We start from the raw sequence: 24,464 nt of genomic DNA, 5'->3' as shown, positions 1-24,464 counted from the left end.
GAGGGTGGACCCGCAGACCGGGTGGATCCACGACAACGAGTTTCGAGCCGGGGAGGAAGACGTGCCGCTCTCGGAAGAAGAGTTGCGACTGCTCGAGCAGATGGAGCGCGCGCTCGTCGAGGAGGATCCCAAGTTCGCCTCGGCCCTGCGAGGCACGTCATTTCGTCGCAACGCCCGACGCCGAGCCATCGTGGCCGGGGTCGTCTTCGTGGCCGGGGTCGTCGGGCTGATGGCCGGTGCGGTGCTCAGCATCGCCCCCCTCGGCATCGCCGGGTTCGTGGTCATGCTGCTCTCGGCGACCGTGGGTCTGACTGCCATCCGCGGCCAGTCCAACCAGGCCACCACCACGGAGTCGGGTGAGGCCCACCCCGGCCTCCGCGTCGTCGACGGTGGCCGCAGCCGCAACCGCCGCAGCCGCAACCAGTCGCGCGGATCCTTCATGGACCGCATCGAGGAGCGGTGGCGCCGCCGCCGCGAGAACGGCTTCTGAGCCTCACTGCCCCACGTGCTCGACGATCTGGTCGGAGTTGGTGACTGACTCCACGTCGTCAGGGTGAGGACGAGCACTCGGTCGTCCGCTGACCAGCAGTGAGCGCGGCAACCACTCGGCCTGACGACGTCGGCGATCGTTGACCCCGTTGCGCAGCGCAGAGACACAGACGATCACGTCCTCGCGCAGTTGTGCCGTCGGGACCTCCAGTGGGCGGGGGGCATAACGCTCGATCTCGAGGGCCAGCACCAGCCGCTCCAGCGCGGCACTCGCCACCGGGTCCGTGGCGCGTCCCAGGACCGGGCGAGCCAGGTCGCCGACGGCCGCGAAGTGTTCGCCGAGCTGGTCACCGGTGGCCCGCGGCGAGCGCCCCGGAGGACACGGAACCCCCAGATCGGTCGCCGCATCACGCAGCTCGGCCCAAGCGGCCTCGGCTGTCCCCAACCGCCATCGCGCCTCGCGTCGCAGTCGACGCAGGGTGCGCGGCACCATCACCAGGACGACGAGCAGCATCAGCCCCAGGAGCAGCAGCAGCGCACGCACCCACGGGAAGCCACTGGTGTCAGCGCTGTCCGTGGCCCCCGCGTCCGGCGCCACCGTCGGCTTGTCCGCGCTGGCTGTCGCCGCCGAGGGCTCCTGGCTCTGAGACGCGCTGGCACTGGTCGAATCGGTCTGCTCAGGCTCCGGCAGTCCGCCACGGGTGTACGCCGGCGCAGCGCCGGTGCGTCCGCCCGGGCCACCGGGAGTGGGCTCGAAGCGCACCCAGCCTGAGCCTTCGAAGTAGAGCTCGGGCCAGGCGTGCAGGTCCTTCGAGGAGTAGACATAGCTGTCGACACCAGTCTGGTCGGGAATCAGGAAGCCCACCGCCACCCGCGCGGGAATCCCGATGGAGCGCGCCATCACCGCCATGGCCGAGGCGAACTGTTCGCAGTAGCCGACGCGACCATTGGGGCCGTCCGACAAGAACGCCTCCAGGTCGCTGGAGCCGTTGCCGCTCGACGTCGCCAGGCTGTACCGGAAGCCGCCATCGGAGCGGAACCAGTTCTGCAGGATCACGGCGCGCTCGAAGTCCGTGGTGCGTCCGACCGTCAGGTCGAACGCGAGTTTGCGCACCAGCGGCGGCAGGCCCTCGGGAAGCTCGGTGAAGTCGGTCAGGATCGACACCGGGGGAGCCCCGGCCGCCAGCAGCTGATCCTGCGTCAGATCAAGGTCGACGCCGGTCGCCGCATAGCTGAGGTCGGTGGCGAACTCGTTGTTCCCGGAGAGGAAGTCCATCGTCGAGCGGTCGTACTTCCACAGCCCCGGCGCCTCCACGGTGGCTGCGGGGAACGGCACCGGCAACCAGTAGGACCGGAAGTCGTCGGTGCTCTGGTAGGTGGCGTCGTACGTGGTGGTCGGCACCGACTTGTCGACCCCGACGGGGGCCGGCAAGTCCTTGCCGTTGGCGGTCTGGTCGCCAGGGATGGCCCGGTCTCCCGTGGTCCACTCACGACCGTTGAAGTTGGTGAGCACCGAGTAGCGCAGGTAGCTGGGGTCCGGCTGGTCGGTGGTGACGAAGAGGAGCGGCACGTCGCGCCCCTGTTTCAGGTCACGGCGCAGATCGGTCATGGGGTTGACGATGGTGACGTTGTCGCCGTTGCCCGGCCCGCGACCGTTGCCCAGCAGGTCAAGGCTGAGGGTCGGGATCAGGGCAGGCAGGATCAGTGCGGCGAGGGTGGCCGTCGCGCCCACCGTGAAGGCATTGCTCCGCGCAGATCCGGTCCGGACACCGAACCCGGTGTCGTTGGCCGCTGACGGCTCCGCGGTGATCTGCCGGCCCCATTGGGAGAACCGTTCGTCCTCGCGCAGGAACAGCATGACCAGGAAGCCACCGGCGGCGAGCACGAACACCGACCAGGTGATGCTGCGTCCCCAGATGGTGACCGGCAGCGTGTAGACCATCAGCAGCACCAGCCCGCTGGCCGGCACTCTGCCCAAGCCGCCGGCCAGGAGGTCGACGAGGATCAGCGCGAGTGCGCCACAGCCCACCAGCAGTGGGGCGACCGTCGGGACACCCGCGGGCACGGGGGAGGCGTAGTCGCGCGCCGTGGCGACCGAGTCGCGGATGGCCTGGATGGTGTCGGCCACAGCGGCCGGAGTCGGTAGGTGACCCGAACCGGAACCGTTCCCGAACCACGCCACCAGGACGAGGCCGGCAACAGCCAGCTGCACCAGGGGTACGACGAGGACCGGGGTCCGCAGCCACCGCAGGGCCGCGCCGCCGATGGGCAGCACCAGCGCCAGCACGAAGAGCGGGGTGAGGAATTCTCCTGACTCCTGGGCGAACCCGGTCCAGGTGAGCAGGGTGAACCAGACCGTGAGCCCGGTGACGACGGCGAAGAGGAGTCCCTGGCGTAGGGAGACCCGCGGCCGGCTCATCCCGACACCTGCCCGTGAACCTGGGCCACCGACAGCGACGCGCCGGAGCGACCCAGCTCCTGCCAGACGGTGGCCAGTGAGTCGCGCGGTCCCAGGGCGGCCGAGCGCCACCCCTGGCTCGACAACCAGCTCGGTTCGCGATGTGCTGAGGCGGTCGACGGTGACTCCCAACGGGCGACGTCCAGCGCGATGGCCAACGCGGAAGCAGCGTGCAGCTGCATCCGGCGCAGGGCTGCCTGGTCCTTCTCCGTGACAGCTCCGAGGACCGCCACCGTCAGGCCGGAGCGACTGCTCTCGGCCATCCACGAGGTGTTGATCCGTGCCTGGTTGGTTGATTCCAGGACAGCCAGGGACTCCAACAACGGGGTGGTGTTGGTCGAGGACGCCCGGTCGTGCCACACGGTGCTGGGATCCTCGCCGTGGGCGGTGACCAGGCGGACGGCGAAGCCGCGCTGGCTGAGGTGCAGGGCCACGGACGCGGCGGCCGACACGGCCGCCTCCAAGGAGGAGGCCACCCCGTGGCCGCGATGTGCGACGGCACGGTTGTCGATGAACAGGGTGGCGCGCGACTGCCAGGGCTGCTCCTCGCGGCGCACCATGAGCTCGCCGACCCGGGCGCTGCTGCGCCAGTGCACCCGGCGCAGATCGTCACCCTGCCGGTAGTCGCGCACCATGACGTCCTCCGCCGAACCGATGGCGAACGCGCGCGGGCGATTGTCTCCAGACCCGGTGAGGGCGCCGTTCAAGGGAATCGGTGGCAGGGGGACGGTTCGAGGGGTCACGATGAGTGGAACGCTGGTGTGGAAGGAGCGTCCGAGCTCCACCAGACCGAAGGGGTCGTTGACGCGCACGGTCATAGGACCGATCTCGTAGCGGCCCCGGATATCGCTGCGGACCTGGTAGGCGACGTGGCGCCGCCACCCACGGGCGATGCCCTCCAGGACGAACCGGGGTCGGTTGCCCAGCACGTAGGGCAGGTGCTCCTCCAGGAGCAGCACGCCGGTCGGCGCGCGGCCCTCGTTGGTGAGCTGGAGCTCCACCCGGGCCGGCTGGCCCGCTTCGATGATCTGGGGAGAGATCGTGCGCACGAGCGCGAACCGGTAGCGGGCCTTGCCGATCACGTAGGCGCTCATGAGGGGAAGGGCCACCACGAGCCCCCCGATGCGCACCAGCGACGACTCGCCGAGCACGATCGCGCACACGATGGCCGAGATGCCCGCTGCGAGGAACGCCCGCCCGCGGATGGTGAGGCCCGAGAGTCCACTTCGCACGGTGTCGCCCCCCGGACCCGTCAGCCCTGGGCTTCTGGCACGGCGACGGTGCCGATCACCTGGTCGAGGATCGTGGCGGCGCTGCGTCCACCCATCGCCGCTTCGACGCCGGGCAACAGTCGGTGCACGAGCACCGACCTGGCCAGGCGATGGATGTCGTCGGGGAGCACGTAGTCGCGCCCGGCCATCGCCGCGGAGGCCTTGGAAGCCCGCACGAGGTGAAGGGTCGCGCGCGGCGACGCCCCCAAGGTGAGGTCGGTGCTGCGCCGGGTCGCGGTGGTGAGGGCGACGGCGTAGCGCTGGACGCCCTGGGAGACGTGGACCTGCTTCACGATATCGATCAGCTTGCCGATGCCGGCCGCGTCGGTGACCGACTCCAGGTCGTCCATCGGGCTGACCCCGGTGTGGGTGGTGAGCATGGCGATCTCGGCGGCCTCCACCGGATAGCCCATCGACACCCGTGCCATGAAGCGGTCGCGCTGAGCCTCGGGCAGGGCGTAGGTGCCTTCCATCTCGATCGGGTTCTGGGTCGCGATCACCATGAAGGGGGTGTCGAGGTGGTAGGTCGTGTTGTCGACAGTGACCTGACGCTCCTCCATGCACTCGAGCAGCGCTGACTGGGTCTTCGGCGAGGCGCGGTTGATCTCGTCGCCGACGAGGATGTTGGCGAACACGCCACCGGGGCGGAACTCGAACTCGCGGGTGTTCTGGTTGAACACCGACACCCCCGTCACGTCGGAGGGCAGCAGGTCGGGGGTGAACTGGATCCGGCGTACCGAGCAGTCGATGGACCTGGCCAGCGCCTTGCTCAGCATCGTCTTGCCGACGCCCGGAACATCTTCGATCAGCAGGTGGCCCTCAGCCAGCATCACGACGAGCGCGGTGTTGATGACGTCGCTCTTGCCCTCGATGACGCGCTCGATGTTGGTGCGCACCTGGGTGGTGATGCGCGCCAACGTGTCGAGGTCGGCTCCCCCTGAGGTCGGATCCGTCACTGTCTGCCTCCGTAGCCACGCGAGCGGGCGACTGCTGCCCGTCGTTTTCGAGTCAACCGTATGCGTGCAGCCAAGTTGCCGCACTCCCCACCCTTCCCCCCACTTTGCACCACCCCTGTCGGATTCGGCCGCGATCGAGCCTGAGGACGCTGCTGCGACCGGGTGTGCGTGGGGAGCAGGCGGGTGCGAAAGAGGGTGCGTCGTGAGCGCAAAACACCCGGAATATGGTTGACGGTGGGTGAAAGTGGGGTAAGGTGGAGCGCAGTGGAGGAGCAAGGGTCAGGCGGGGAGGTGCTGGATGTTCTTCGGCACCTACACGCCCAAGTTGGACGACAAGGGCCGCCTGTTCCTCCCGGCCAAATTTCGAGACGGATTGTCGGAGGGGCTCGTGGTCACACGCGGACAGGAACGGTGTCTCACCGTCTGGTCCAACGCTGACTTCGACCGTCTGACCGAACGTCTCGGAGAGGCGTCGCAGACCAACAAGGGCACCCGGGACTACGTCCGGATGCTGTTCTCGGCCGCGACACAGGAAGTTCCCGACAAGCAGGGCCGCATCTCTATCCCGTCGGTGCTGCGCGACTACGCAGCACTGCGCAAGGACGTGATGGTCATCGGCGCGATGAACCGGATCGAGATCTGGGACCCGGCCTCGTGGCAGCAGTACTCGGAGGAACAGGAGCAGAAGTTCTCCGAGCTCAGCGACGAAGTCTTCCCCGGCATCTGACCCACACCAGCATCACTGCACGACAGCACCACGGAATCGCAGAACGAGGTCTCGAGCCCGCTTCCCGACGTCATCTGGAGCACCTTCCCCGGCGCCAGAGGACATCCCACCACTGGGAAGCGGGCAGGGACCTGGTTCGGCGAAGCCAGCCACCAGCCGGCACAACCGATTCATCGGGGTCGAGACCATGAGCATCACACCAGCAGCCCAGAGACTGGGCCCGCCCGCCGTACGACGGGTCCGGCACCAGGCCCGCGACGTCCTGGCGCTCATGGCCTTCTCGGCCGGCGCCTCCCTCGCCATCGCCCTGCTGCTCATGCTTCTCGCGGCTGCTGGTCGATAGGTCGCTGTGATGGTCAGCCCCAGCCACGTCCCGGTGCTCCTCGACCGGGTCGTCGCCCTCGTCGCGCCCGCGCTGCAACGGCCCGGCGCCACCCTGGTCGACGCGACGCTCGGCCTCGGCGGGCACACCGAGGCGATCCTCGAGGCCTACCCCGAGGTTCGCGTGATCGGCATCGACCGAGACCCGCACGCCCAGGAGCTCGCCGGTGCGCGACTGGCCCGTTTCAGTCACCGCTTCACCGGGGTGCAGGCGGTCTACGACGAGATCCCTGACGTCCTCGACGAGCTCGGCCTCACTGACGTGGCAGCAGTCTTCTTCGACCTCGGTGTCTCCTCGATGCAGCTCGACGTGCCCGAGCGGGGGTTCGCCTACTCCATCGACGCCCCGCTCGACATGCGGATGAACGACGGCGAGGGTCCCACTGCAGCCGACGTCCTCAACACTTACGCGGTGGGGGACCTCACCCGCATCCTGCGGGTCTACGGCGAGGAGAAGTTCGCCGGCCGGATCGCCCGCGCCGTGGTCGACACCCGCGAGAAGGCGCCGTTCGATCGCTCCGGACGGCTCGTGGAGCTTCTGTACGACGTCATCCCGGCCCCGGCACGACGTACCGGGGGACACCCTGCCAAGCGCACGTTCCAGGCCCTGCGCATCGAGGTGAACGACGAGCTCAATGTGCTGAGGCGGGCCATCCCGGCGGCCATCGACGCGATCGAGGTCGGCGGCCGGGTGGTCGTGGAGTCCTACCAGTCGCTGGAGGACCGGATCGTCAAGCACGCCTTCGCCGACGCCACCCGCAGTGACGTGCCGCACGACCTCCCATTCGTTCCCGCCGGCCACGAGCCGACGCTGCGCCTGGTGACCCGAGGGGCCGAGAAGGCCGACACCGCTGAGATCTCCGCCAACCCCCGCGCCGCCAGTGTCCGGCTGCGTGCCATCGAACGAATCCGCCTCGACCCAGGAGCCAGGTCATGAGCAGCCCCGCCCCCCAGATCCGAAGCCGGATGCCCCGCCTGGCCGAAGGTGCCGTCGACCGGGCCTTCAACCGGGCCCGCCTGACGGTGGTGCCGCGGGTGCGCAGTCGGGCGCCTCGTGTGCCGTTCGTGACGCTCGTGACCGTCATCATGCTGGCCGGGGTCGTCGGCCTGCTGGTGTTCAACACCTCGATGCAGCAGTCCTCGTTCGCCACGACCAACCTGCAGCAGGAGGCCACCAGCCTCGGACTGCGTGAGCAGACGCTGCAGCTTGAGCTGGAGAACCTGCGCGATCCCCAGCGGGTGGCGCTCAAGGCCCAGAAGATGGGAATGGTGCCGGTCGGGACGCCGGCCTTCCTCGACCTCGGCACCGGGAAGGTCATCGGCAAGCGAGTCCCTGCGACCGACACCGGCCTCCATATCCGCCCCTACGCGGCCCTCAAGCCGCGCTCGCTCAACCCTCCTCCGACGATCGTCACTGAGCAGCCGGCCGACGCAGACGCCAACCCCGATACCAACACCGATGCCAACACGAGGGCCGACACGGGCGCGACCTCACCGGAGCGACAGGGCGCAACCGGTAGGAATGACTGATGCGCAGCTATCGGGGCGGAGCCCGCGGGTCGTCCATGTTCCGCCTCAGGTTCGGGTTCGTGGTCATCGCCATGGTGGTCTCGGTCTTCGGCGCCCGGCTGATCCAGCTCCAGGGACTGGACCCGCACGCCTACGCTGCCGCGGCCGCTCAGGAGGGCCTCGTGGAGGCAGTGCTTCCGGCGCGCCGTGGCTCCATCAACGACCGCAACGGTGAACCCCTCGCCAACTCGATCGACGGCCTGATGATCGTGGCCGACCCGGTCCAGACCGACGAGCACGCCGCCGAGATCGCCAAGATCCTGGCCAACCGGCTGGGGATCGACTACCTCGACGCGAAGAAGGCCCTCACCCGCAAGTTGCTCCCGGGCACCAGCGACCAGTACTACCGCTTCGCCTACGTCGCCCGGCGGGTGCCCTCCACGCTGGCAGCAGACGTCCTCGCGGAGCTGCGGGCCGCGGGCTACAAGGGCATCGACACCCGCATCGACCCCGTGCGCGACTACCCGGCGCACGACGTGGCAGCCAACCTGGTCGGCTTCATGGATGCCTTCAACACGCCGTTGGCCGGCTTCGAGCAGGCCTTCGACAAGCAGCTGAGCGGCGTCGACGGGTCGGAGCGCTACGAGGTGGGCGGCGGCAATCGGATCCCTCTCGGTCTCAATGACCGGGTCGCGCCGGTCAACGGCAGCGACCTGAACACCACTCTGGACCGGGACACGCAGTGGTACGTCCAGCGGGTGCTGGCCCAGGCGATCCGCGAGGCCCGGGCTGACTCCGGTTCGGCCGTCGTGCTCGACACCCGCACCGGCGAGACCCTGGCCCTGGCCGACTACCCGACGTACGACGCGGACGAGCCGGGGGACTCCTCGGCCAAGGACCGTGGCACGCCGTCGCTGAGCAACCCCTACGAGCCGGGCTCGGTGGAGAAGACCCTGACCATGGCCGCGCTGCTCGACCAGCGACTGGTCACTCCGCTCACCAAGATCTCGGTTCCCTCCGACCTCGACGTCATGGGCGAGACCATCCACGACCACTTCGAGCACGGGGTGCTGGACCTGACCCTGACCGGGGTGCTGGCCAAGTCGTCCAACATCGGCACGGTGCTGGCCACCCAGAAGATCTCGGCCAGCCTGCTGCATCGCTACCTGGTGAGCTTCGGGCTCGGCCAGACCAGCAACATCGGTGTCCCCAACGAGTCACGCGGCATGCTGCCCGATGCCTCGACCTGGACCCCGCTCACCCGTGCCACCGTCGCCTTCGGGCAGGGCCTGGCGGTCAACGCCGTCCAGATGGCCGGCGCCATCAACACGATCGCCAACGACGGGGTCTACGTCTCGCCCAGCCTGATCCAGGGCTCGGCCACCAACGCGGCCGGAGAGACGGTCGGCACCGACACGAGCGTGACCCGGCGCGTGGTGAGCCCCCGGGCCGCCCAGCAGGTCGCCCGGATGATGGAACGGGTCCTCGACCCTGTCGACGGCGTCGCCCCCGACGCCGCTATCCCGGGCTACCGCGTGGCCGGCAAGACCGGCACGGCCCAGGTGGTCGGCAAGAAGTGCAAGTGCTACCTCGACAACGTGTTCAACGTGTCGTTCGGTGGCTTCGCCCCGGCCGACAACCCGAGGTTCACCGTCTACATCGTGGTTCGGCACCCGCGCAACGGTGGCGGTGGCGGAGCCGTGGCCGGCCCGGTCTTCCAGAAGATCATGAGCCACCTCCTGCGCAGCTATGGCATCCCGCCGACGGGCAGCGCACCGTCCTCCCTGCCGATCTGCGCGGACCACAAGGCCAGTGACTGCTGAGGCGAGTCTCGCGGGTAGCCTCGCAGCCGTGGTGACACGGTGCTGAGCGAAGAGGAGAGGGCTGCGACACGTCCTCGACATCTCGTCCCGATGCCGCTCACCGCTCTGGTCGACTGGCTCTCGGCGTCCTACGGACAGGTGCCCGTGGTGTTCGGTCTGCGGGGCCGTGACCCTGCCCTCACCGGCGTCTCCCTGAGCTCGCAGCGCATCTTACCCGGGGACCTCTATGCGGCGCTGCCCGGGACGAGGGCCCATGGTGCGTCCTACGCCTTCGAGGCCGTGGACTCCGGTGCGGTGGCGGTGCTGACCGACCCCACCGGGGCAGACCTCTGCACCGACCTGGGCGTCCCGGTCGTCGTCGTACCCACGCCTCGAGGCCTGCTGGGCCGCCTGGCGGCCCACGTGTACGGCGACCCCGCCGGGTCGCTGAGGCTCATCGGTGTGACCGGGACGCAGGGAAAGACCACCACCACCCGTCTGCTCGAAGGTGCCTTGGAGGCGACCGGCACCAGCGCAGCCGTCATCGGCACCGTCGGCACCCGGATGGCCGGACGCGACGTGAGAACCGCCCTGACCACCCCCGAGGCACCGGACCTGCACGGACTGTTCGCCCGGATGGTCGAGGACGGCGTCACCGCCTGTGCCATGGAGGTCTCCAGTCACGCCCTGGTGATGGGGCGGGTCGACGGCGTGGTGTTCGATGTCGCGGTCTTCCTGAACCTCGGGCGCGACCACCTCGACTTCCACCGCGACGTGGAGGACTACTACACCGCGAAGGCCTCCCTGTTCACTCCTGAGCGCGCCCGGACAGCCCTGATCAACCTCGACGACGACCACGGGCGCCGACTCGCCGCGGAGACCGTGCTGCCGGTGACCACCTTCGCGTTGACCGGCCCCGGTGCGGACTGGCGGGCCACCGAGGTCGACCTCACCGCCGAGGGCTCCAGCTTCACGGTGGTCGGACCTGACACCGAGTTCCGTGCCCACTGCCCACTGCCCGGCGACTTCAACGTCTCCAACGCCCTGGCTGCCCTCGCCGCCGCCGCCCGGGCCGGATTCGACCCGGTCGAGGTGGCTGACGGAATCGCTGCCGGCGCCGGGGTCCCCGGTCGGCTGGAGAAGGTCGACGGTGGGCAGGACTTCGTCGTCGTGGTCGACTACGCCCACAAGCCGGACGCGGTGGCCGCGACCCTGCGCACGCTCCGACCGCTGACCGACGGCCGGCTCATCATCGTGCTCGGTGCCGGTGGTGACCGGGACACCGGCAAGCGCCCGCTCATGGGCCGGCTCGCCGCCGAGCTCGCCGACGTGTTCGTGGTGACCGACGACAACCCCCGCACCGAGGACCCTGGAGCGATCCGCTCGGCAGTCCTGGCCGGTGCCCGGGAGGCCTCGCCCGCCACCGCCGAGGTGGTGGAGATCGGCGGACGGCGTGAGGCCATCCGGGCCGCGCTCGCGATGGCAGCTCCCGGCGACATCGTGCTGGTAGCCGGAAAGGGCCACGAGACCGGTCAGGAGATCGGTTCGGTCATCCACCCCTTCGACGACCGCGTCGTGGTGCGCGAGGAACTGGCTCGACGATGATCTCGATGACCCTGGCCGAGGTCGCCGCCGCCGTGGGCGGACAGGTGGTCGGCGACCCCGAGGTCGTGGTCACCGCGGCGGCGGCCGTCGACAGCCGGAGCGTGCCCGAGGGCGGCCTCTTCGTCGCGGTCGCCGGCGAGCACGTCGACGGCCACGACTACGCCCCAGCCGCGCTGAGGAGCGGGGCCGCCGCGGTCCTGGGATCGCGGGCGACCGCGGCGGCGACGGTCGTGGTGGACGACGTCGTGCTGGCCCTGGGTCGCCTGGCGTCGTACGTCGTGGGGCAGCTGCCCTCGACCACTGTCCTCGCGATCACCGGCTCCCAGGGCAAGACGGGCACGAAGGACTACCTGGCGCAGATCCTGGGTGCGTCCGGTCCGACCGTGGCGACGGCCGGCAACAACAACAACGAGATCGGCGTACCGCTGACCATGCTGCGGGCGACCCCGGAGACCCGCTACCTGGTGCTCGAGATGGGAGCACGGGGCATCGGACACATCGCCTACCTGTGCGACCTGGCCCGACCCAGCATCGCCGCGGTGCTCAACGTCGGCACCGCCCATGTGGGGGAGTTCGGTAGCCGCGAGGCGATCGCCGTGGCCAAGGGGGAGATCGTCGAGGGGCTGCCGGCCGACGGGGTGGGGGTGCTCAACGGCGATGACCCCTTCACCCGGGAGATGGGAGCCCGCACCGATGCTCGGGTCATCACCTTCGGGGAGGAGGTCGACAACGACCTGCACTTCGTCGACACCCTGGTCGACGACCTCGGCAGGGCCACGACCACCTACCTGTGGGAGGGCGTCGAGAGGCGGGTCAGCCTCACGCAGCCGGGATTCCACCAGGTCCTGAACGCAGCCGCGGCCGCGGCCATGGCGCTCGGCGCCGGTCTGGCCTTCGACGACGTGATGGACGCACTGGGCAGCGCGGTCAGCATGTCGAGGTGGCGCATGGAGCTGCACGAGAGCGCTGAGGGCGTGGTCATCCTCAACGACTCCTACAACGCCAACCCGGCCTCGATGCGGGCGGCGCTGACGACCCTGCAGGCCATCGGGGTGGAGCGAGGGGCGCGCACCATCGCCGTCCTTGGCGAGATGCGCGAGCTCGGTGCCGAGACCGAGGAGGCGCACCTCGCCATCGGCGCCTTCGCGGCAGCGCGGGGGATCGACACGGTGCTCGCCATCGGTGAGGTGGCGCGCCACCTCCTCGACGGGGTGATTCAGCACACGGAATCCTCGACGACCGGGGTGTACGCCGCCGACCGGGCCGCGGCTCTGGCATGGTTGCGCGAGAACATTGCGCCCGGAGACGTGCTCGTCGTGAAGGCGTCTCGTGGGGCCGAGCTCGACAAAGTGGCCGAGGTGCTGGTGGAGGAGAACCCGTGAAAGCGATCCTGTTCGGTGGCGGACTGGCCCTGATCATGTCGCTGGTCGGCACCCGTTTCGCCATCACCGTCCTGTCCAGCAGGGGCTACGGCCAGGAGATCCGCGAGGACGGTCCCACCAGCCACCACACCAAGCGCGGCACCCCCACCATGGGCGGGATCGTGATCATCCTCTCCACGGTCACGGCGTACTTCCTGGCGAAGCTGTTCAGCCAGGACGCGCCCTCCGCCAGTGCCCTGCTGCTGCTCTTCCTCTTCGTGGGGATGGGCTTCGTCGGCTTCCTCGACGACTTCATCAAGATCTACAAGCAGCGCAACCTCGGGCTGCGCAGCAAGGCCAAGATGATCGGCCAGACGGTCATCGCCATCATCTTCGGCTGGCTCGCCCTGTCTCCCATGCTGGAGGACGAGCGCGGTCGCACCCCGGGCTCGACCCACCTGTCGTTCATCCGCGAGATCCCCTGGCTGGCCTTGCCGATGATCGTGGCGGTCCTGCTGGTGTGGCTGCTGATCACCGGCTTCAGCAACGCCGTGAACCTCACCGACGGCCTCGACGGACTCGCCACCGGTGCCTGCGTGATGGTGTTCGGTGCCTACGCGTTGGTGAACATCTGGCAGAACAACCAGTCCTGCGCGATCGTCGGCGGGAACACCTGCTACGAGGTGCGCGATCCGCTCGACCTGGCCATCGTGTCCGCGGCCATCACCGGTGCCTGTTTCGGGTTCCTGTGGTGGAACGCATCGCCGGCGGCCATCTTCATGGGTGACACCGGCTCGCTGTCCCTGGGGGCCGCGCTCGCAGGCCTCGCCGTGCTGACGCGCACCGAGCTCCTGCTGGTGATCCTGGGTGGTCTCTTCGTGGTGGAGACCCTGTCGGTGATGCTGCAGGTGGGCTACTTCAAGGCGACCAAGGGCAAACGGGTGTTCCGCATGGCGCCCCTGCACCATCACTTCGAGATGCTGGGCTGGGAACAGGTCACCGTCGTGATCAGGTTCTGGATCATCACCGGGCTGTGTGTCGCGGCCGGGCTCGGAGTGTTCTACGCCGAATGGGTGGCCGGTGCCTGATCCCCACACCCGTGGACGGCACGACTCGTGGGACGGGGTGCGTGCCGTGGTGGCCGGCTTCGGCGTCTCCGGGTTCGCCGCCGCCGACAACCTCAACCACATCGGGGCCGACGTCATCGCCCTGGACGAGACGATCACCGACGACAAGGCCGCCAAGGCCGAGCTCCTCGAGGTGCTGGGTGCCACCATCCGACTGGGTGAGGGCGCCACCGCCGTCCTGCCCGACGACGTCGACCTCCTGGTGACCTCGCCCGGATGGCACCCGTCGGCACCGCTCCTGGCCCAGGCTGCGGCCCGGGGTATCCCGGTCTGGGGTGAGGTCGAGCTGGCCTGGCGCCTTCGCGACCCGGCCAACGCGGCACCGTGGCTGGCCGTCACCGGCACCAACGGCAAGACCACCACGGTCCAGATGCTCGACGCCATCCTCAAGGCAGCCGGGCTCCGGAGCGTCGCGGTGGGCAACGTCGGGCTGCCGATCGTCGAGGCCGTGATGGACCCCGAGCCCTACGACGTCTTCGCAGTGGAGCTCTCAAGCTTCCAGCTGCACTACACGCAGTCGATCAGCTGCGAGGCCGCCGCCGTTCTCAACGTCGCCGAGGACCACCTGGACTGGTATCCGTCCATGGACCAGTACGCCGCCGACAAAGGGCGGATCTACCACGACGTGCAACGGGCCTGCATCTACAACGTGCAGGACCCGGCGACCGAGCACTTGGTCCGTGAGGCGGACGTCATCGACGGAGCCCGCGCGGTCGGGTTCACCCTCGGCATGCCCGCAGTGGGGATGGTCGGCCTCGTCGAGGACATCCTCGCCGACCGGGCTTTCATCGAACAGCGCAGCACCAGCGCCGCGGAGCTCTGCACCGTCGGGGAGCTGGCCAGCCCGGCACCGCACTTCGTCGCGAACGCGCTCGCGGCGGCTGCCCTCGCCCGCTCCCACGGCGTGGCGCCGGCGGCTGTGCGCGAGGGGCTGCGCAGCTTCCAGCCCGACGGACACCGCATCGCGACGGTGGCGCAGTCCGAAGGCGTGACCTGGGTCGACGACTCCAAGGCGACCAATCCGCACGCAGCCCAGTCCTCCCTGCAGGCCTACGATCCGGTGGTCTGGATCGCCGGGGGCCTGGCCAAGGGGGCCCGCTTCGACGGCCTGGTCGAGGCCGTCCGGGACCGGTTGCGCGGCGTCGTACTGCTCGGAGCGGACCGCCACCTGATCGCCGCCGCGCTTTCGCGACACGCGCCAGATGTGCCCGTCATCGTGGTCGAGGGCGGGGAGACTGAACCACGACGAAACACCATGGACCGCGTCGTGGCGGCTGCGGCTGGCTTCGCCCACCGGGGCGACACCGTGCTGCTGGCTCCGGGATGCGCCTCCATGGACATGTTCGCCAACTACGGCGAACGTGGAGACGAGTTCGCTGCAGCAGTACGGCGGCGATTGGCCAACCCGGGAGCGCAGCCGGGGGACTGAACGGGAGGGGAAGCAGCAGTGACCACCGCGACCCCGGACGATGCGAACCAGCGGCCGCACCCGTTCCTCCGCTTCCGCCTCGAGGCTCGTGGGGCGATGGCCACCCTGCAGGCCGCGCTGCATCGGCCCCTGACGTCGTACTACCTCCTGCTCGCAGCCTCGGCGCTGCTGCTCACCATCGGCCTCATCATGGTGCTGAGCGCGTCCAGCGTGTGGTCCTACGAGAAGACCGGTGACGCCTACCTCATCGCCAAGCGCCAGCTGATGTGGGTGGCCGTCGGCATCCCGTGCGCCTGGATCGCCTCACGGGTGCCGGAGCGCTTCCTGCGCCGGTTGGCCTGGCCGGGCTACTTCATCGCCCTGGGCCTGCTCGGCGCGACCCAGGTGCCTGGGCTCGGCACGACCATCAACGGCAACACCAACTGGCTGGGTGTGGGTCCGTTCGTGATCCAACCCTCCGAGATCGCCAAGTTGGCCCTGATCCTGTGGGCGGCCCACGTCTATGCGCGCAAGGAGCGACTGCTCGAGGACTGGAAGCACTGCCTGGTGCCGGTGGTGCCCGGCGTCGGCGTGGCCACCCTGCTCGTGCTCGTGGGTGGCGACCTGGGCACCGCCCTGGTGCTCTTCGCCATCCTGCTCGGACTGCTCTGGGTGGTGGGGGCACCCCTGCGCCTCTTCACCCTCGGCATCTCGGCCATCTCGGTGGTGGCTCTCTGGCTCGCCTCGACCAGCATGGAACGTCGTCAGCGCCTGCTCACCTTCACCGACCCGTTCCAGGACTTCCACGACACCGGGTGGCAGCCGGCCCACGGTCTCTACGCCCTGGCCTCGGGCGGGTGGTTCGGACAAGGCATCGGTGCCAGCCAACAGAAGTGGGGCTACCTGCCCGAAGCCCAGACCGACTACATCTTCGCCGTGCTCGGCGAGGAGCTCGGCCTGCTCGGGACCCTGCTCATCCTGGCGCTGTTCCTCACCATCGCCTACGCCGCTGTGCGGGTGGCGGTCGCCACGGAGAAGCCCTTCGTGCGCTACATGTCTTTCGGCATCGTGATCTGGCTCCTCGGCCAGATGATCATCAACGTCGGCATGGTCCTTGCCCTGCTGCCGGTCATCGGGATCCCCCTTCCGCTGGTCTCCTACGGCGGCTCCGCACTCGTGCCCTCGCTGGTGGCCCTCGGGTTGCTCATCGGCTTCGCCCGCCGCGAGCCCGAAGCCGCCGCGGCGCTGGCGGCGCGGCGGCGCAACCGGTCCGCCGGGCTCAGCGCCGGCAACACCGGGCTCCCCAAGGCAGGAAAGCGGCTGTGACCCGGGTGCTGATGGCCGGCGGCGGGACCGCCGGCCACACCTCACCCCTGCTCGCGACGGCAGATGCCCTGCGCCGACTGGACAGCTCGGTTGAGATCATCGCCATGGGCACCGCGCGCGGGTTGGAGACCAGGGTCGTGCCCGCTGCCGGTTACCAGCTCGAGCTCGTGCCACCGGTGCCCCTGCCGAGGCGTCCCAACGCCGATCTCCTGCGAACACCGGGGCGGGTGCGGGCTGCCCGCAAGGCGGCCCTCGAGGTGGTGGACCGGGTGCGTCCAGACGTCGTGGTCGGTTTCGGTGGCTACGTCTCGGTGCCGGCCTACCTCGCGGCGCGCACGCGGCGACTGCCGCTGGTGGTGCACGAGGGCAACGCGCTGCCCGGGCTCGCCAATCGTCTGGGTGCTCGGTTCACCACGCATGTCGCCACCAGCTTCCCCGACACCAAGCTGCCGCACGCGACGTACATCGGGCTGCCCATCCGCCGCATGATCGCCACCCTGGACCGCGGCGCGCTGCGAGCCGAGGCCCGCGCGGAATTCGGTCTGGATCCGTCGGCCCCGACGCTCCTGGTCACCGGTGGGTCACAGGGGGCTGGCCGGATCAACACCGCGATGAGGGGTGCGGCCGGGGCGTTCGCGGCGGCCGGGGTGCAGGTGCTGCACATCATCGGGCCCGCGTTCGATGTCGCGGACTACGAGGCGCTGGTGCCGGGTTCCGCAGTGCCCTACGTGGTCCGCAACTTCGTCGATCGCATGGACCTGGCGTACGCCGCGGCTGACGCCGTGCTGTGCCGCTGCGGCAGCAACACGGTCACCGAGGTGTCGGGCGTGGGTCTGCCGGCTGTCTATGTGCCGCTGCCGATCGGCAACGGGGAACAGGCGCTCAACGCCAAGCCGGTGGTGGATGCCGGGGGAGGGCTCCTGGTGGCCGACGATGCGCTGAGGGCCGACTGGGTCTCGAGCACGCTGCCGGCGCTGCTCACGGACCCGGCCCGGCTCCGTGCCATGGGGGCGGCGGCGGCCGACCTGATCCCTCTCGACGCCGACGAGAAGTTGGCCAGGATCGTCCTGGACGCCTGCCGATGAGGATCGCGGTGCCTGACCTGCTGCTTCCCGCCGCCGAGCTCGGTCGCGTGCACTTCGTGGGCATCGGCGGTGCCGGGCTCTCCGCCATTGCCCGCATCATGCTGGCCCGGGGTCTCACCGTCTCCGGCTCCGACCAGAACGACTCGCCGACGCTCGAGGCCCTGCGAGCCCTCGGCGCCCGGGTGTTCCTCGGACACGACGCAGCCCACATCCACGACATCGACACCGTGGTCGTCTCGACGGCGGTCCGCGAGGACAACCCCGAGTACGTCGAAGCGATGCGCCAGGGGCTCCGCATCCTTCCGCGCTCGGCCGCCCTGGCCTCGGTGATGGCCGGTCGTCGGACGATCGCGGTGGCCGGGACCCACGGCAAGACCACGACGACGTCCCTGCTCACGGTCGCACTGCAGGCCGCGGGCCTCGACCCGACGTACGCCATCGGCGGCGAGCTGACCAGCACCGGGACGAACGCGGACGAGGGGTCGGGAGACTTGTTCGTCGCTGAGGCGGACGAGAGTGACGGTGCCTTCCTGGTCTACTCGCCCTTCGCCGCCATCGTCACCAACATCGATGCCGACCACCTCGACCAGTGGGGCACCGAGGAGGCCTACCGCGCCGCGTTCTCGGACTTCCTCGATCGGTTGGACCCGGCCGGCTTCCTGGTCGTCTGGGCCGATGCTGCCTCCACCCGCGATCTGGCGGAGCAGTCGCGGGCCAGGGGCATGCGCACCATCACCTACGGCGAGAGCCCGGATGCCGATCTCCAACCCATCAACCTGGACACCGAGGGTGGCCGGTCCCTCTTCACCGTCGTCGGTCACGGTGAGGTGAGCCTCCAGATCCCCGGTCGGCACTACGTCCACAACGCCCTCGCCGCCCTGGCGGTGGGTCTGGAGCTGGGAGCATCCTTCGATGACCTTGCGGCCGGCCTGGCGGCCTTCACCGGGACGCGGCGCCGCATGGAACTCAAGGGCGAGGTCGGTGCAGTGCGGGTCTACGACAGCTATGCCCACCATCCCAGCGAGATCAGCGGGGATCTTCAGGCCGCCCGTTCCCTGGCGGGCCAGGGCCGGGTCCTGGTGGCGTTCCAGCCCCACCTGGTCTCGCGCACCAGGATCTTCGGTGTCGAGATGGGACAGGCACTCGGAGCCGCGGACGCCGTGGTGGTCCTGGACGTCTACCTGGCCCGCGAGGAAGCCGACCCGGCGGTCACGGGTGAGCTGGTGGCTGATGCCGTTGGTCTGCCCGCACCCCAGGTGCGGTTCGAACCTGACTTCGATGCGGTGCCACAGGTGTTGGCTGACTGGGCCCGGCCCGGCGACCTCGTGCTGACCCTCGGGGCCGGCACCGTCACGGCGCTGGGCCCGCGGGTCCTGGCGGCGCTGTCCGCGAAGGCGAGCCAGTGAGCACCGACAGCATGGAGCGCACCCTCGAGCGCACCCGCAGACGCTTCATCCGCCGGCAGCGCACCCAGCGATGGTTGCGCTGGCGCGCGATCCTGGCCGTCGCCGTCGCTCTCCTGCTGGTGGCCGGCGCTGTGTGGACGGTGTTCTTCTCCAGCCTCCTCGCGGTGCAGGCGGTGGACGTGGAGGGCACGTCGTTGCTCAGCCCGGCGCAGGTGCGCTCGGCGGCCGCCATCACGCCGGGCGATCCGCTGGCGCGCGTCGACCTCGCCCGGATCGAGGGCCGGTTGATGGCCCTGGCGCCGGTCAAGGACGTCGAGGTGACCCGGGAGTGGCCGGACCGGATCCTGATCGTCGTCTCCGAGCGGGTCGCCGTGGCCGCCGTACCTGTCGGGTCGGGGTTCAAGGGCATCGACGCAGACGGGGTGTTGTTCCGCGACTTCGCCGCTCAGCCCAAGAACCTGCCACTGATCGTGCTGCCCGACGACATCGGTCAGGATGCGATGAAGGAAGGTGCCGACGTGATCGCCGCGCTGCCCACCGAGCTCCAGGCTCGGATCGACCACGTCGAGGTGGAGTCCGTCGACGGCATCTCCCTGGTCCTCGACGACGAGAAGGTCGTGGTGTGGGGGAGTGCCGAGCGATCCGCGGACAAGGCCCGTGTTCTGGACGCTCTGCTGAACGCCGCACCCCGGGCGAGCACGTACGACGTGAGCGCCCCGGGGCAGCCGACCACCAGCGACTGATCGGTCCTGCTCGCTCAGCCGGGCGTCAGGTTGTCAGCCGCTGTCCGCGGTTGTCAGGCATTGCTCAGGCTGACAACCGCGGGTTTCCCCGGTCAGCCGGGGAAACCCGCAGCAGAAATCCCGGAACGCTGCGGCATGTCGCGCGTGTTCGTGGGCCCGCGTTCCTTAACGTCTTTCCCAACGAGAGGTTGACATAACTATAACCCTCAGGCTCAGGGTTAGGGTTCCCGGGCCGAGACAGCCTCTCGACTTCCCCACGAATACCGGATCTGAACACCGACAGCGAGAGGCAAGCCGTCATGGCAGCAGCGCAGAACTACCTGGCCATCATCAAGGTCGTGGGTATCGGTGGTGGTGGGGTCAACGCCGTCAACCGGATGATCGACGTCGGTCTCAAGGGCGTGGAGTTCATCGCCATCAACACCGACGCCCAGGCCCTCCTCATGAGCGACGCGGACGTCAAGCTCGACATCGGTCGCGAGCTCACGCGTGGACTCGGCGCTGGCGCCAACCCCGACGTCGGGGCCAAGGCCGCCGAGGACCACGCCGACGAGATCGAAGAGGTCATCAAGGGCGCCGACATGGTCTTCGTGACCGCCGGCGAAGGTGGCGGCACCGGCACCGGCGGCGCTCCGGTCGTGGCGCGGATCGCTCGGTCCCTCGGTGCGCTCACGATCGGTGTGGTCACCCGCCCGTTCGCGTTCGAGGGTCGCCGTCGAGCCAACTCGGCGGAGGAGGGCATCGCCCAGCTCCGCGAAGAGGTCGACACCCTGATCGTGATCCCCAACGACCGGTTGCTCTCGATCAGCGACCGCAACGTCTCGGTGCTCGACGCCTTCAAGCAGGCCGACCAGGTGCTGCTGCAGGGTGTCTCGGGCATCACCGACCTCATCACCACCCCCGGCCTGATCAACCTCGACTTCGCAGATGTGAAGTCGGTGATGGCCAATGCGGGGTCCGCGCTGATGGGCATCGGATCGGCCCGTGGGGAGGACCGCGCGGTAGCCGCCGCCGAGATGGCGGTGTCGAGCCCGTTGCTCGAGGCCTCGATCGAGGGGGCGATGGGCGTGCTGCTCTCCATCGCCGGTGGTTCCGACCTCGGACTGTTCGAGATCAACGAGGCGGCCGCGCTGGTCGCGCAGTCGGCGCACGCCGAGGCCAACATCATCTTCGGTGCGACGATCGACGACGCGCTCGGTGACGAGGTGCGAGTGACGGTCATCGCCGCCGGGTTCGAGGGTGGCATGCCGAAGCGCCGGGACGAGGGCACCGTGCTGCGTCGCGAGCCACGTCCGGTCCAGACCCAGGAGGAGACCCGGGCCGCTGCCCAGGCGCTGGCCGCCCAGCGGGCCAGCGCGCCGGCTGCTCCGGCTCCACGCAGCGAGGCTCCGGCCAGCGAGACTCCGGTCCCGACGGCGGTCGCACAACCGGCCCGGCCGGCCCGGCAGGTGCAGTTCGACGACGACGACCTCGACGTGCCCGACTTCCTGAAGTAGGCGAACGCTCCACCGTGTTCCTCTTCCGCGACACCCGTGAAGGCGGCGTCGGAGACCCCCGGGTCACCCACGTCGCCTTCACTGATGCCCGCCTCGACCTGGCCGAAGGGGCGCCGGAGCAGGACCTTGTGCGCCTGCGCGAGGAGCTCGACGTGCCCATCGTCAGGATGCGGCAGGTGCACGGCTGTGAGGTGGCCGTCGTCCACGATGCCGAGCGTGTACCGACCGAAGCCGATGCCCTCGTCACCGACCATGACGGGATCGCACTGCTGGTCCGAGTGGCCGACTGCGTGCCGATCCTGCTGGCCGACCCCGCCCACGGGATGATCGCGGCGGTCCATGCCGGGCGCACCGGCATGGCCCTCGGCGTCGTACCCCGGACCCTCGAGCGGCTACGCGGCCTCGGCGCCGTCGAGTTGACCGCCTGGGTCGGTCCCCACATCTGCGGCGGCTGCTACGAGGTGCCCGACGCCCTGCGGTCGGAGGTCGCGGCGCTGGTTCCCGAGGCCTGGGCCCAGACACGGTGGGGGACCCCCGCCCTCGACATCGGCGCTGGGGTGTCGGCCCAGCTGCGAGCCGCCGGCTGCGAGGTGATCCCCGTCGGGCGATGCACCCTCGAGGACCCCGAGCTGCACTCGTATCGACGCGACGCTGCCGATTCCGGCCGCTTCGGTGGACTGATCTGGGTCGCCGCGTGATGGGCTCGCGTCGAGCCGAGCTGGAGGCGAACCTGGGTGTGGTCCGGGACCGGATCGCGACCGCCTGCACATCGGCTGGACGCGACCCGGGGGAGGTCACCTTGGTAGTGGTCACGAAGTTCTTCCCCGCCTCCGACGTCCGCCTGCTCGCCGAGCTCGGCGTGCGCGATGTCGGGGAGAACCGGCACCAGGAGGCGCAGGCCAAGGCTGCGGCGTGCGCGGACCTCGGCCTGCGCTGGCATTTCATCGGTGGGCTGCAGAGCAACAAGGCAGACGCCGTGGCCTCCTACGCCGACGTCGTCGAGTCGGTGGACCGTCTGAAGTTGGTCTCCGGGCTGCAGCGCGGCGCCCATGCCCGTGCACATGCGCTCGACTGCCTGCTGCAGGTCAGCCTGGACGAACCCGGATCGGGTGACCAGCGGGCGGGCGCGGCACCCGATGAGCTGCCGGCGCTCGCGCAGGCGGTGACCGGGTCCAGCATGCTGACGCTGCGCGGCCTGATGGCGGTTGCCCCGCTCGGTGCGGATCCGGACGAGGCCTTCGCCCGACTGGCTGGAATCGCCGCGGACTTCCGTGCCGATCACCCCGCCGCGACGTGGCTCTCGGCCGGAATGAGCGGCGATCTCGAGGCGGCTGTCCGATCCGGCGCGACACACGTGCGCATTGGCTCCGCGGTCCTCGGTCCGAGGCCTCTGATCAAGTAATGTCCACACCAATGAGCGCCCCGATGGGGGCGCAGGAGTTCGAGAGGTCACACCCATGAGCGGCGCGATGCGCAAGATCGGCGAGTACCTCGGCCTGCTCGAGGAATCCGACCGGTACGACGACGAGTTCGGCTACGACGAGGAGTCCGAGCACGTCACCGAACCGACCCCGGTCCGCAGCGCCCGGCCGGCGACCCGCGAGGAGCGGACCAAGCCGGCCCCAGTGTCCAGCATCTCCGAGCGCCGCCGCCCCACCGGGCCGGCCTCGGGACCAACCGGAGTAGTGGCTGAGTTGTCGCGCATCACGACCTTGCACCCGAGCACCTACAACGAGGCCCGCACCGTCGGCGAGAACTACCGCGACGGCACCCCGGTGATCATGAACCTGAGCGAGATGGACGACGCCGACGCCAAGCGGCTGGTCGACTTCGCCGCTGGGTTGATCTTCGCCACACGCGGCACCATCGAGCGCATCACCGCCAAGGTGTTCCTGCTCTCACCGCCCAACGTCACTGTGGCGGCCGAGGACAAGCAGAGGATCGCCGAGGGTGGCTTCTTCAACCAGAGCTGATCTGCTGCCAGCTCCTGCGTTGTACGGCGCCCGGTTGGTCCCTTCTGGCAGCCTTGCCCCATGACGATCGTCGGCAACATCATCGCGACCGTCCTGTGGCTGTTCATCGCGCTGCTGTGGATCCGGTTCATCGTGGACTGGGTGCAGGTGCTTGCGCGCTCCTGGCAGCCCCACGGGCCTGTGCTCGTCGTCCTTGAGATCGTCTACTCGATCACCGACCCGCCGATCAAGGCGATCCGGCGCATCATCCCGCCGCTGCGCATCGGCGGCTTCGCACTGGACCTGGGCTTCCTGCTCGTGATGATCAGCGCCTACGTGCTGCTTCGGGTGAATGCGGCGGTCTTCTTGTAGCGCGACGACACTCCGGGTGAGGGGCGGGATTATTAACAGCAGCCCCTGCAGTAGCGCTATGGTTCCTCAGACAGAGCTTTTCGCGACGATTATTGAATGGGTGAGGTCATGCCTTTGACGCCTGAGGACGTGAGCAACAAGCGGTTCACGCCCGTGCGCCTCCGCGAGGGCTACGACATGGGCGAGGTCGACCAGTTCCTCGACGAGGTCGAGGCTGAGCTGGCGCGACTGACGAAGGAGAACGAGGACCTGCGCTCGCAGTTGTCCGCGGCTCAGTCGGGAGCGACCACGTCGTTCACCAAGGCCCCCGAGCCGGTGGCGGAGGAGAAGGCCCCCGAGCCCGAGCCGGAGCCCGTAGTGGCGCCGGTGCCGGTCGCGGCGGCAGCTCCGGCTGCGCCTACCGAGACGATTCGGGTCGAGACCGTGCCGCAGGCGTCCAACGCCGCTGCCCGACTGCTCGAGATCGCCACGCGCAACGCAGACGAGTTGGTGGACGAGGCCAAGAACGAGGCCGACAAGATCATCGGTGAGGCCCGCACGAAGGCTGAGCGACTCGAGAGCGAGGCCAAGACCAATGCGGACCGCGCCGAGGCCGACGCCCGTCAGCGCTCGCAGATGCTCGACCAGGAGACCAGCGACCGGCGCACGCAGCTGTTCGGTGATCTGGAGAAGGAGCGCGACAAGCTCAACGGCGAGGTGGAGACCCTGCGTGCGTTCGAGCGCGAGTACCGCTCCCGCCTGAAGAGCTACTTCACGCAGCAGTTGGAGGCGCTCGACCACGGCGGCGAGTCCATTGCTCCGACCGGTGACGTCGCTGGTGCGGCGCCCAAGCGGCTGCGCTCGATCCTCGGTGACGACGAGGGCTGAACACCCGCACCTGACACACGACGATGGCCGGACCCCTCATCGGGGGCCGGCCATCGTGCATGTCGTGGGCGTGGCAGTTTGAGTACGCAGGATCGAGGGGCTAGCCTCCCCTCACTCGCTGTC

The 24,464-nt window shown here is 69.4% G+C and carries 23 protein-coding genes; 20 read left to right on the top strand and 3 right to left on the bottom strand.

Annotation, left to right across the window (positions count from 1 at the left end):
• Window positions 1-4: 4 nt before the first annotated feature.
• On the top strand, window positions 5-490 hold the full coding sequence (locus AB7I40_RS19420) for a DUF3040 domain-containing protein (RefSeq protein WP_428345241.1): 486 nt from the start codon (window positions 5-7) through the stop codon (window positions 488-490).
• A gap of 3 nt (window positions 491-493) precedes the next feature.
• Here the strand turns inward: AB7I40_RS19420 and AB7I40_RS19415 are convergent, their stop codons facing one another.
• The 3 genes from AB7I40_RS19415 to AB7I40_RS19405 are packed head-to-tail and all read right to left on the bottom strand — an operon-like array spanning window position 494 to window position 5,174.
• Complete coding sequence (locus AB7I40_RS19415; RefSeq protein WP_428345240.1) at window positions 494-2,908, bottom strand: transglutaminaseTgpA domain-containing protein; 2,415 nt, start codon at window positions 2,906-2,908, stop codon at window positions 494-496.
• Entirely contained in the window at window positions 2,905-4,179 is a 1,275-nt protein-coding gene (locus AB7I40_RS19410; RefSeq protein ID WP_428345239.1) for a DUF58 domain-containing protein, read from the bottom strand. Before AB7I40_RS19410 ends, AB7I40_RS19415 begins: the two co-directional genes overlap by 4 nt.
• A gap of 20 nt (window positions 4,180-4,199) precedes the next feature.
• The gene (locus AB7I40_RS19405; RefSeq protein WP_428345238.1) at window positions 4,200-5,174 is read right to left on the bottom strand and encodes an AAA family ATPase; all 975 of its coding nucleotides are present in this window, start codon (window positions 5,172-5,174) and stop codon (window positions 4,200-4,202) included.
• A gap of 298 nt (window positions 5,175-5,472) precedes the next feature.
• Here AB7I40_RS19405 and mraZ point away from each other — a divergent pair, with 298 nt between their 5' ends.
• The 19 genes from mraZ (at window position 5,473) to AB7I40_RS19310 (ending at window position 24,341) form a co-directional block, all read left to right on the top strand.
• The gene (gene mraZ / locus AB7I40_RS19400; protein ID WP_428345237.1) at window positions 5,473-5,901 is read left to right on the top strand and encodes a division/cell wall cluster transcriptional repressor MraZ; all 429 of its coding nucleotides are present in this window, start codon (window positions 5,473-5,475) and stop codon (window positions 5,899-5,901) included.
• 187 nt (window positions 5,902-6,088) lie between these two features.
• A complete protein-coding gene (locus AB7I40_RS19395) occupies window positions 6,089-6,244 on the top strand; it encodes a hypothetical protein (RefSeq protein ID WP_428345236.1) in 156 nt (51 codons plus the stop codon).
• A 9-nt stretch (window positions 6,245-6,253) separates the two neighbouring features.
• Window positions 6,254-7,219, top strand: coding sequence for a 16S rRNA (cytosine(1402)-N(4))-methyltransferase RsmH (gene rsmH, locus AB7I40_RS19390; protein ID WP_428345235.1), 966 nt, complete (start codon window positions 6,254-6,256; stop codon window positions 7,217-7,219).
• A complete protein-coding gene (locus AB7I40_RS19385) occupies window positions 7,216-7,812 on the top strand; it encodes a hypothetical protein (RefSeq protein ID WP_428345234.1) in 597 nt (198 codons plus the stop codon). Before rsmH ends, AB7I40_RS19385 begins: the two co-directional genes overlap by 4 nt.
• A complete protein-coding gene (locus AB7I40_RS19380; RefSeq protein ID WP_428345233.1) occupies window positions 7,812-9,614 on the top strand; it encodes a peptidoglycan D,D-transpeptidase FtsI family protein in 1,803 nt (600 codons plus the stop codon). The genes AB7I40_RS19385 and AB7I40_RS19380 overlap by 1 nt, the downstream gene beginning before the upstream one ends.
• A 90-nt stretch (window positions 9,615-9,704) precedes the next feature.
• Window positions 9,705-11,198 carry a UDP-N-acetylmuramoyl-L-alanyl-D-glutamate--2,6-diaminopimelate ligase gene (locus AB7I40_RS19375; protein WP_428345232.1) on the top strand — a complete coding sequence of 498 codons (1,494 nt, stop codon included), beginning with the start codon at window positions 9,705-9,707 and terminating at the stop codon, window positions 11,196-11,198.
• A complete protein-coding gene (locus AB7I40_RS19370; RefSeq protein ID WP_428345231.1) occupies window positions 11,195-12,580 on the top strand; it encodes a UDP-N-acetylmuramoyl-tripeptide--D-alanyl-D-alanine ligase in 1,386 nt (461 codons plus the stop codon). Before AB7I40_RS19375 ends, AB7I40_RS19370 begins: the two co-directional genes overlap by 4 nt.
• Window positions 12,577-13,647 carry a phospho-N-acetylmuramoyl-pentapeptide-transferase gene (gene mraY / locus AB7I40_RS19365; RefSeq protein WP_428345230.1) on the top strand — a complete coding sequence of 357 codons (1,071 nt, stop codon included), beginning with the start codon at window positions 12,577-12,579 and terminating at the stop codon, window positions 13,645-13,647. The genes AB7I40_RS19370 and mraY overlap by 4 nt, the downstream gene beginning before the upstream one ends.
• Complete coding sequence (murD, locus tag AB7I40_RS19360; protein WP_428345229.1) at window positions 13,640-15,115, top strand: UDP-N-acetylmuramoyl-L-alanine--D-glutamate ligase; 1,476 nt, start codon at window positions 13,640-13,642, stop codon at window positions 15,113-15,115. Before mraY ends, murD begins: the two co-directional genes overlap by 8 nt.
• Before the next feature lie 18 nt (window positions 15,116-15,133).
• Complete coding sequence (gene ftsW / locus AB7I40_RS19355; RefSeq protein ID WP_428345228.1) at window positions 15,134-16,420, top strand: putative lipid II flippase FtsW; 1,287 nt, start codon at window positions 15,134-15,136, stop codon at window positions 16,418-16,420.
• A gap of 11 nt (window positions 16,421-16,431) precedes the next feature.
• Window positions 16,432-17,505 (top strand): undecaprenyldiphospho-muramoylpentapeptide beta-N-acetylglucosaminyltransferase, encoded by a 1,074-nt coding sequence (murG, locus tag AB7I40_RS19350; RefSeq protein WP_428345467.1) that lies wholly within the window; start codon window positions 16,432-16,434, stop codon window positions 17,503-17,505.
• Window positions 17,502-18,911, top strand: coding sequence for a UDP-N-acetylmuramate--L-alanine ligase (gene murC, locus AB7I40_RS19345; RefSeq protein ID WP_428345227.1), 1,410 nt, complete (start codon window positions 17,502-17,504; stop codon window positions 18,909-18,911). Before murG ends, murC begins: the two co-directional genes overlap by 4 nt.
• Window positions 18,908-19,654 carry a cell division protein FtsQ/DivIB gene (locus tag AB7I40_RS19340; RefSeq protein ID WP_428345226.1) on the top strand — a complete coding sequence of 249 codons (747 nt, stop codon included), beginning with the start codon at window positions 18,908-18,910 and terminating at the stop codon, window positions 19,652-19,654. Before murC ends, AB7I40_RS19340 begins: the two co-directional genes overlap by 4 nt.
• A gap of 299 nt (window positions 19,655-19,953) precedes the next feature.
• Entirely contained in the window at window positions 19,954-21,150 is a 1,197-nt protein-coding gene (gene ftsZ / locus AB7I40_RS19335) for a cell division protein FtsZ (protein ID WP_428348122.1), read from the top strand.
• A 14-nt stretch (window positions 21,151-21,164) separates the two neighbouring features.
• Window positions 21,165-21,848: a polyphenol oxidase family protein gene (locus AB7I40_RS19330; protein WP_428346890.1), complete on the top strand. Its 684-nt coding sequence runs from the start codon at window positions 21,165-21,167 to the stop codon at window positions 21,846-21,848.
• Complete coding sequence (locus tag AB7I40_RS19325; protein ID WP_428346889.1) at window positions 21,848-22,552, top strand: YggS family pyridoxal phosphate-dependent enzyme; 705 nt, start codon at window positions 21,848-21,850, stop codon at window positions 22,550-22,552. Before AB7I40_RS19330 ends, AB7I40_RS19325 begins: the two co-directional genes overlap by 1 nt.
• 55 nt (window positions 22,553-22,607) lie before the next feature.
• Window positions 22,608-23,123 carry a cell division protein SepF gene (locus AB7I40_RS19320; RefSeq protein ID WP_428346888.1) on the top strand — a complete coding sequence of 172 codons (516 nt, stop codon included), beginning with the start codon at window positions 22,608-22,610 and terminating at the stop codon, window positions 23,121-23,123.
• A 60-nt stretch (window positions 23,124-23,183) separates the two neighbouring features.
• Window positions 23,184-23,474: a YggT family protein gene (locus AB7I40_RS19315; RefSeq protein WP_428346887.1), complete on the top strand. Its 291-nt coding sequence runs from the start codon at window positions 23,184-23,186 to the stop codon at window positions 23,472-23,474.
• A 108-nt stretch (window positions 23,475-23,582) separates the two neighbouring features.
• Complete coding sequence (locus AB7I40_RS19310) at window positions 23,583-24,341, top strand: DivIVA domain-containing protein (protein ID WP_428346886.1); 759 nt, start codon at window positions 23,583-23,585, stop codon at window positions 24,339-24,341.
• Window positions 24,342-24,464: the final 123 nt, after the last annotated feature.

This window comes from Nocardioides sp. (assembly GCF_050246775.1).
Classification (GTDB): domain Bacteria; phylum Actinomycetota; class Actinomycetes; order Propionibacteriales; family Nocardioidaceae; genus Nocardioides.
Note: the sequence above shows the minus strand (reverse complement) of the source record. Positions and strands in the feature narration are given on the sequence as shown.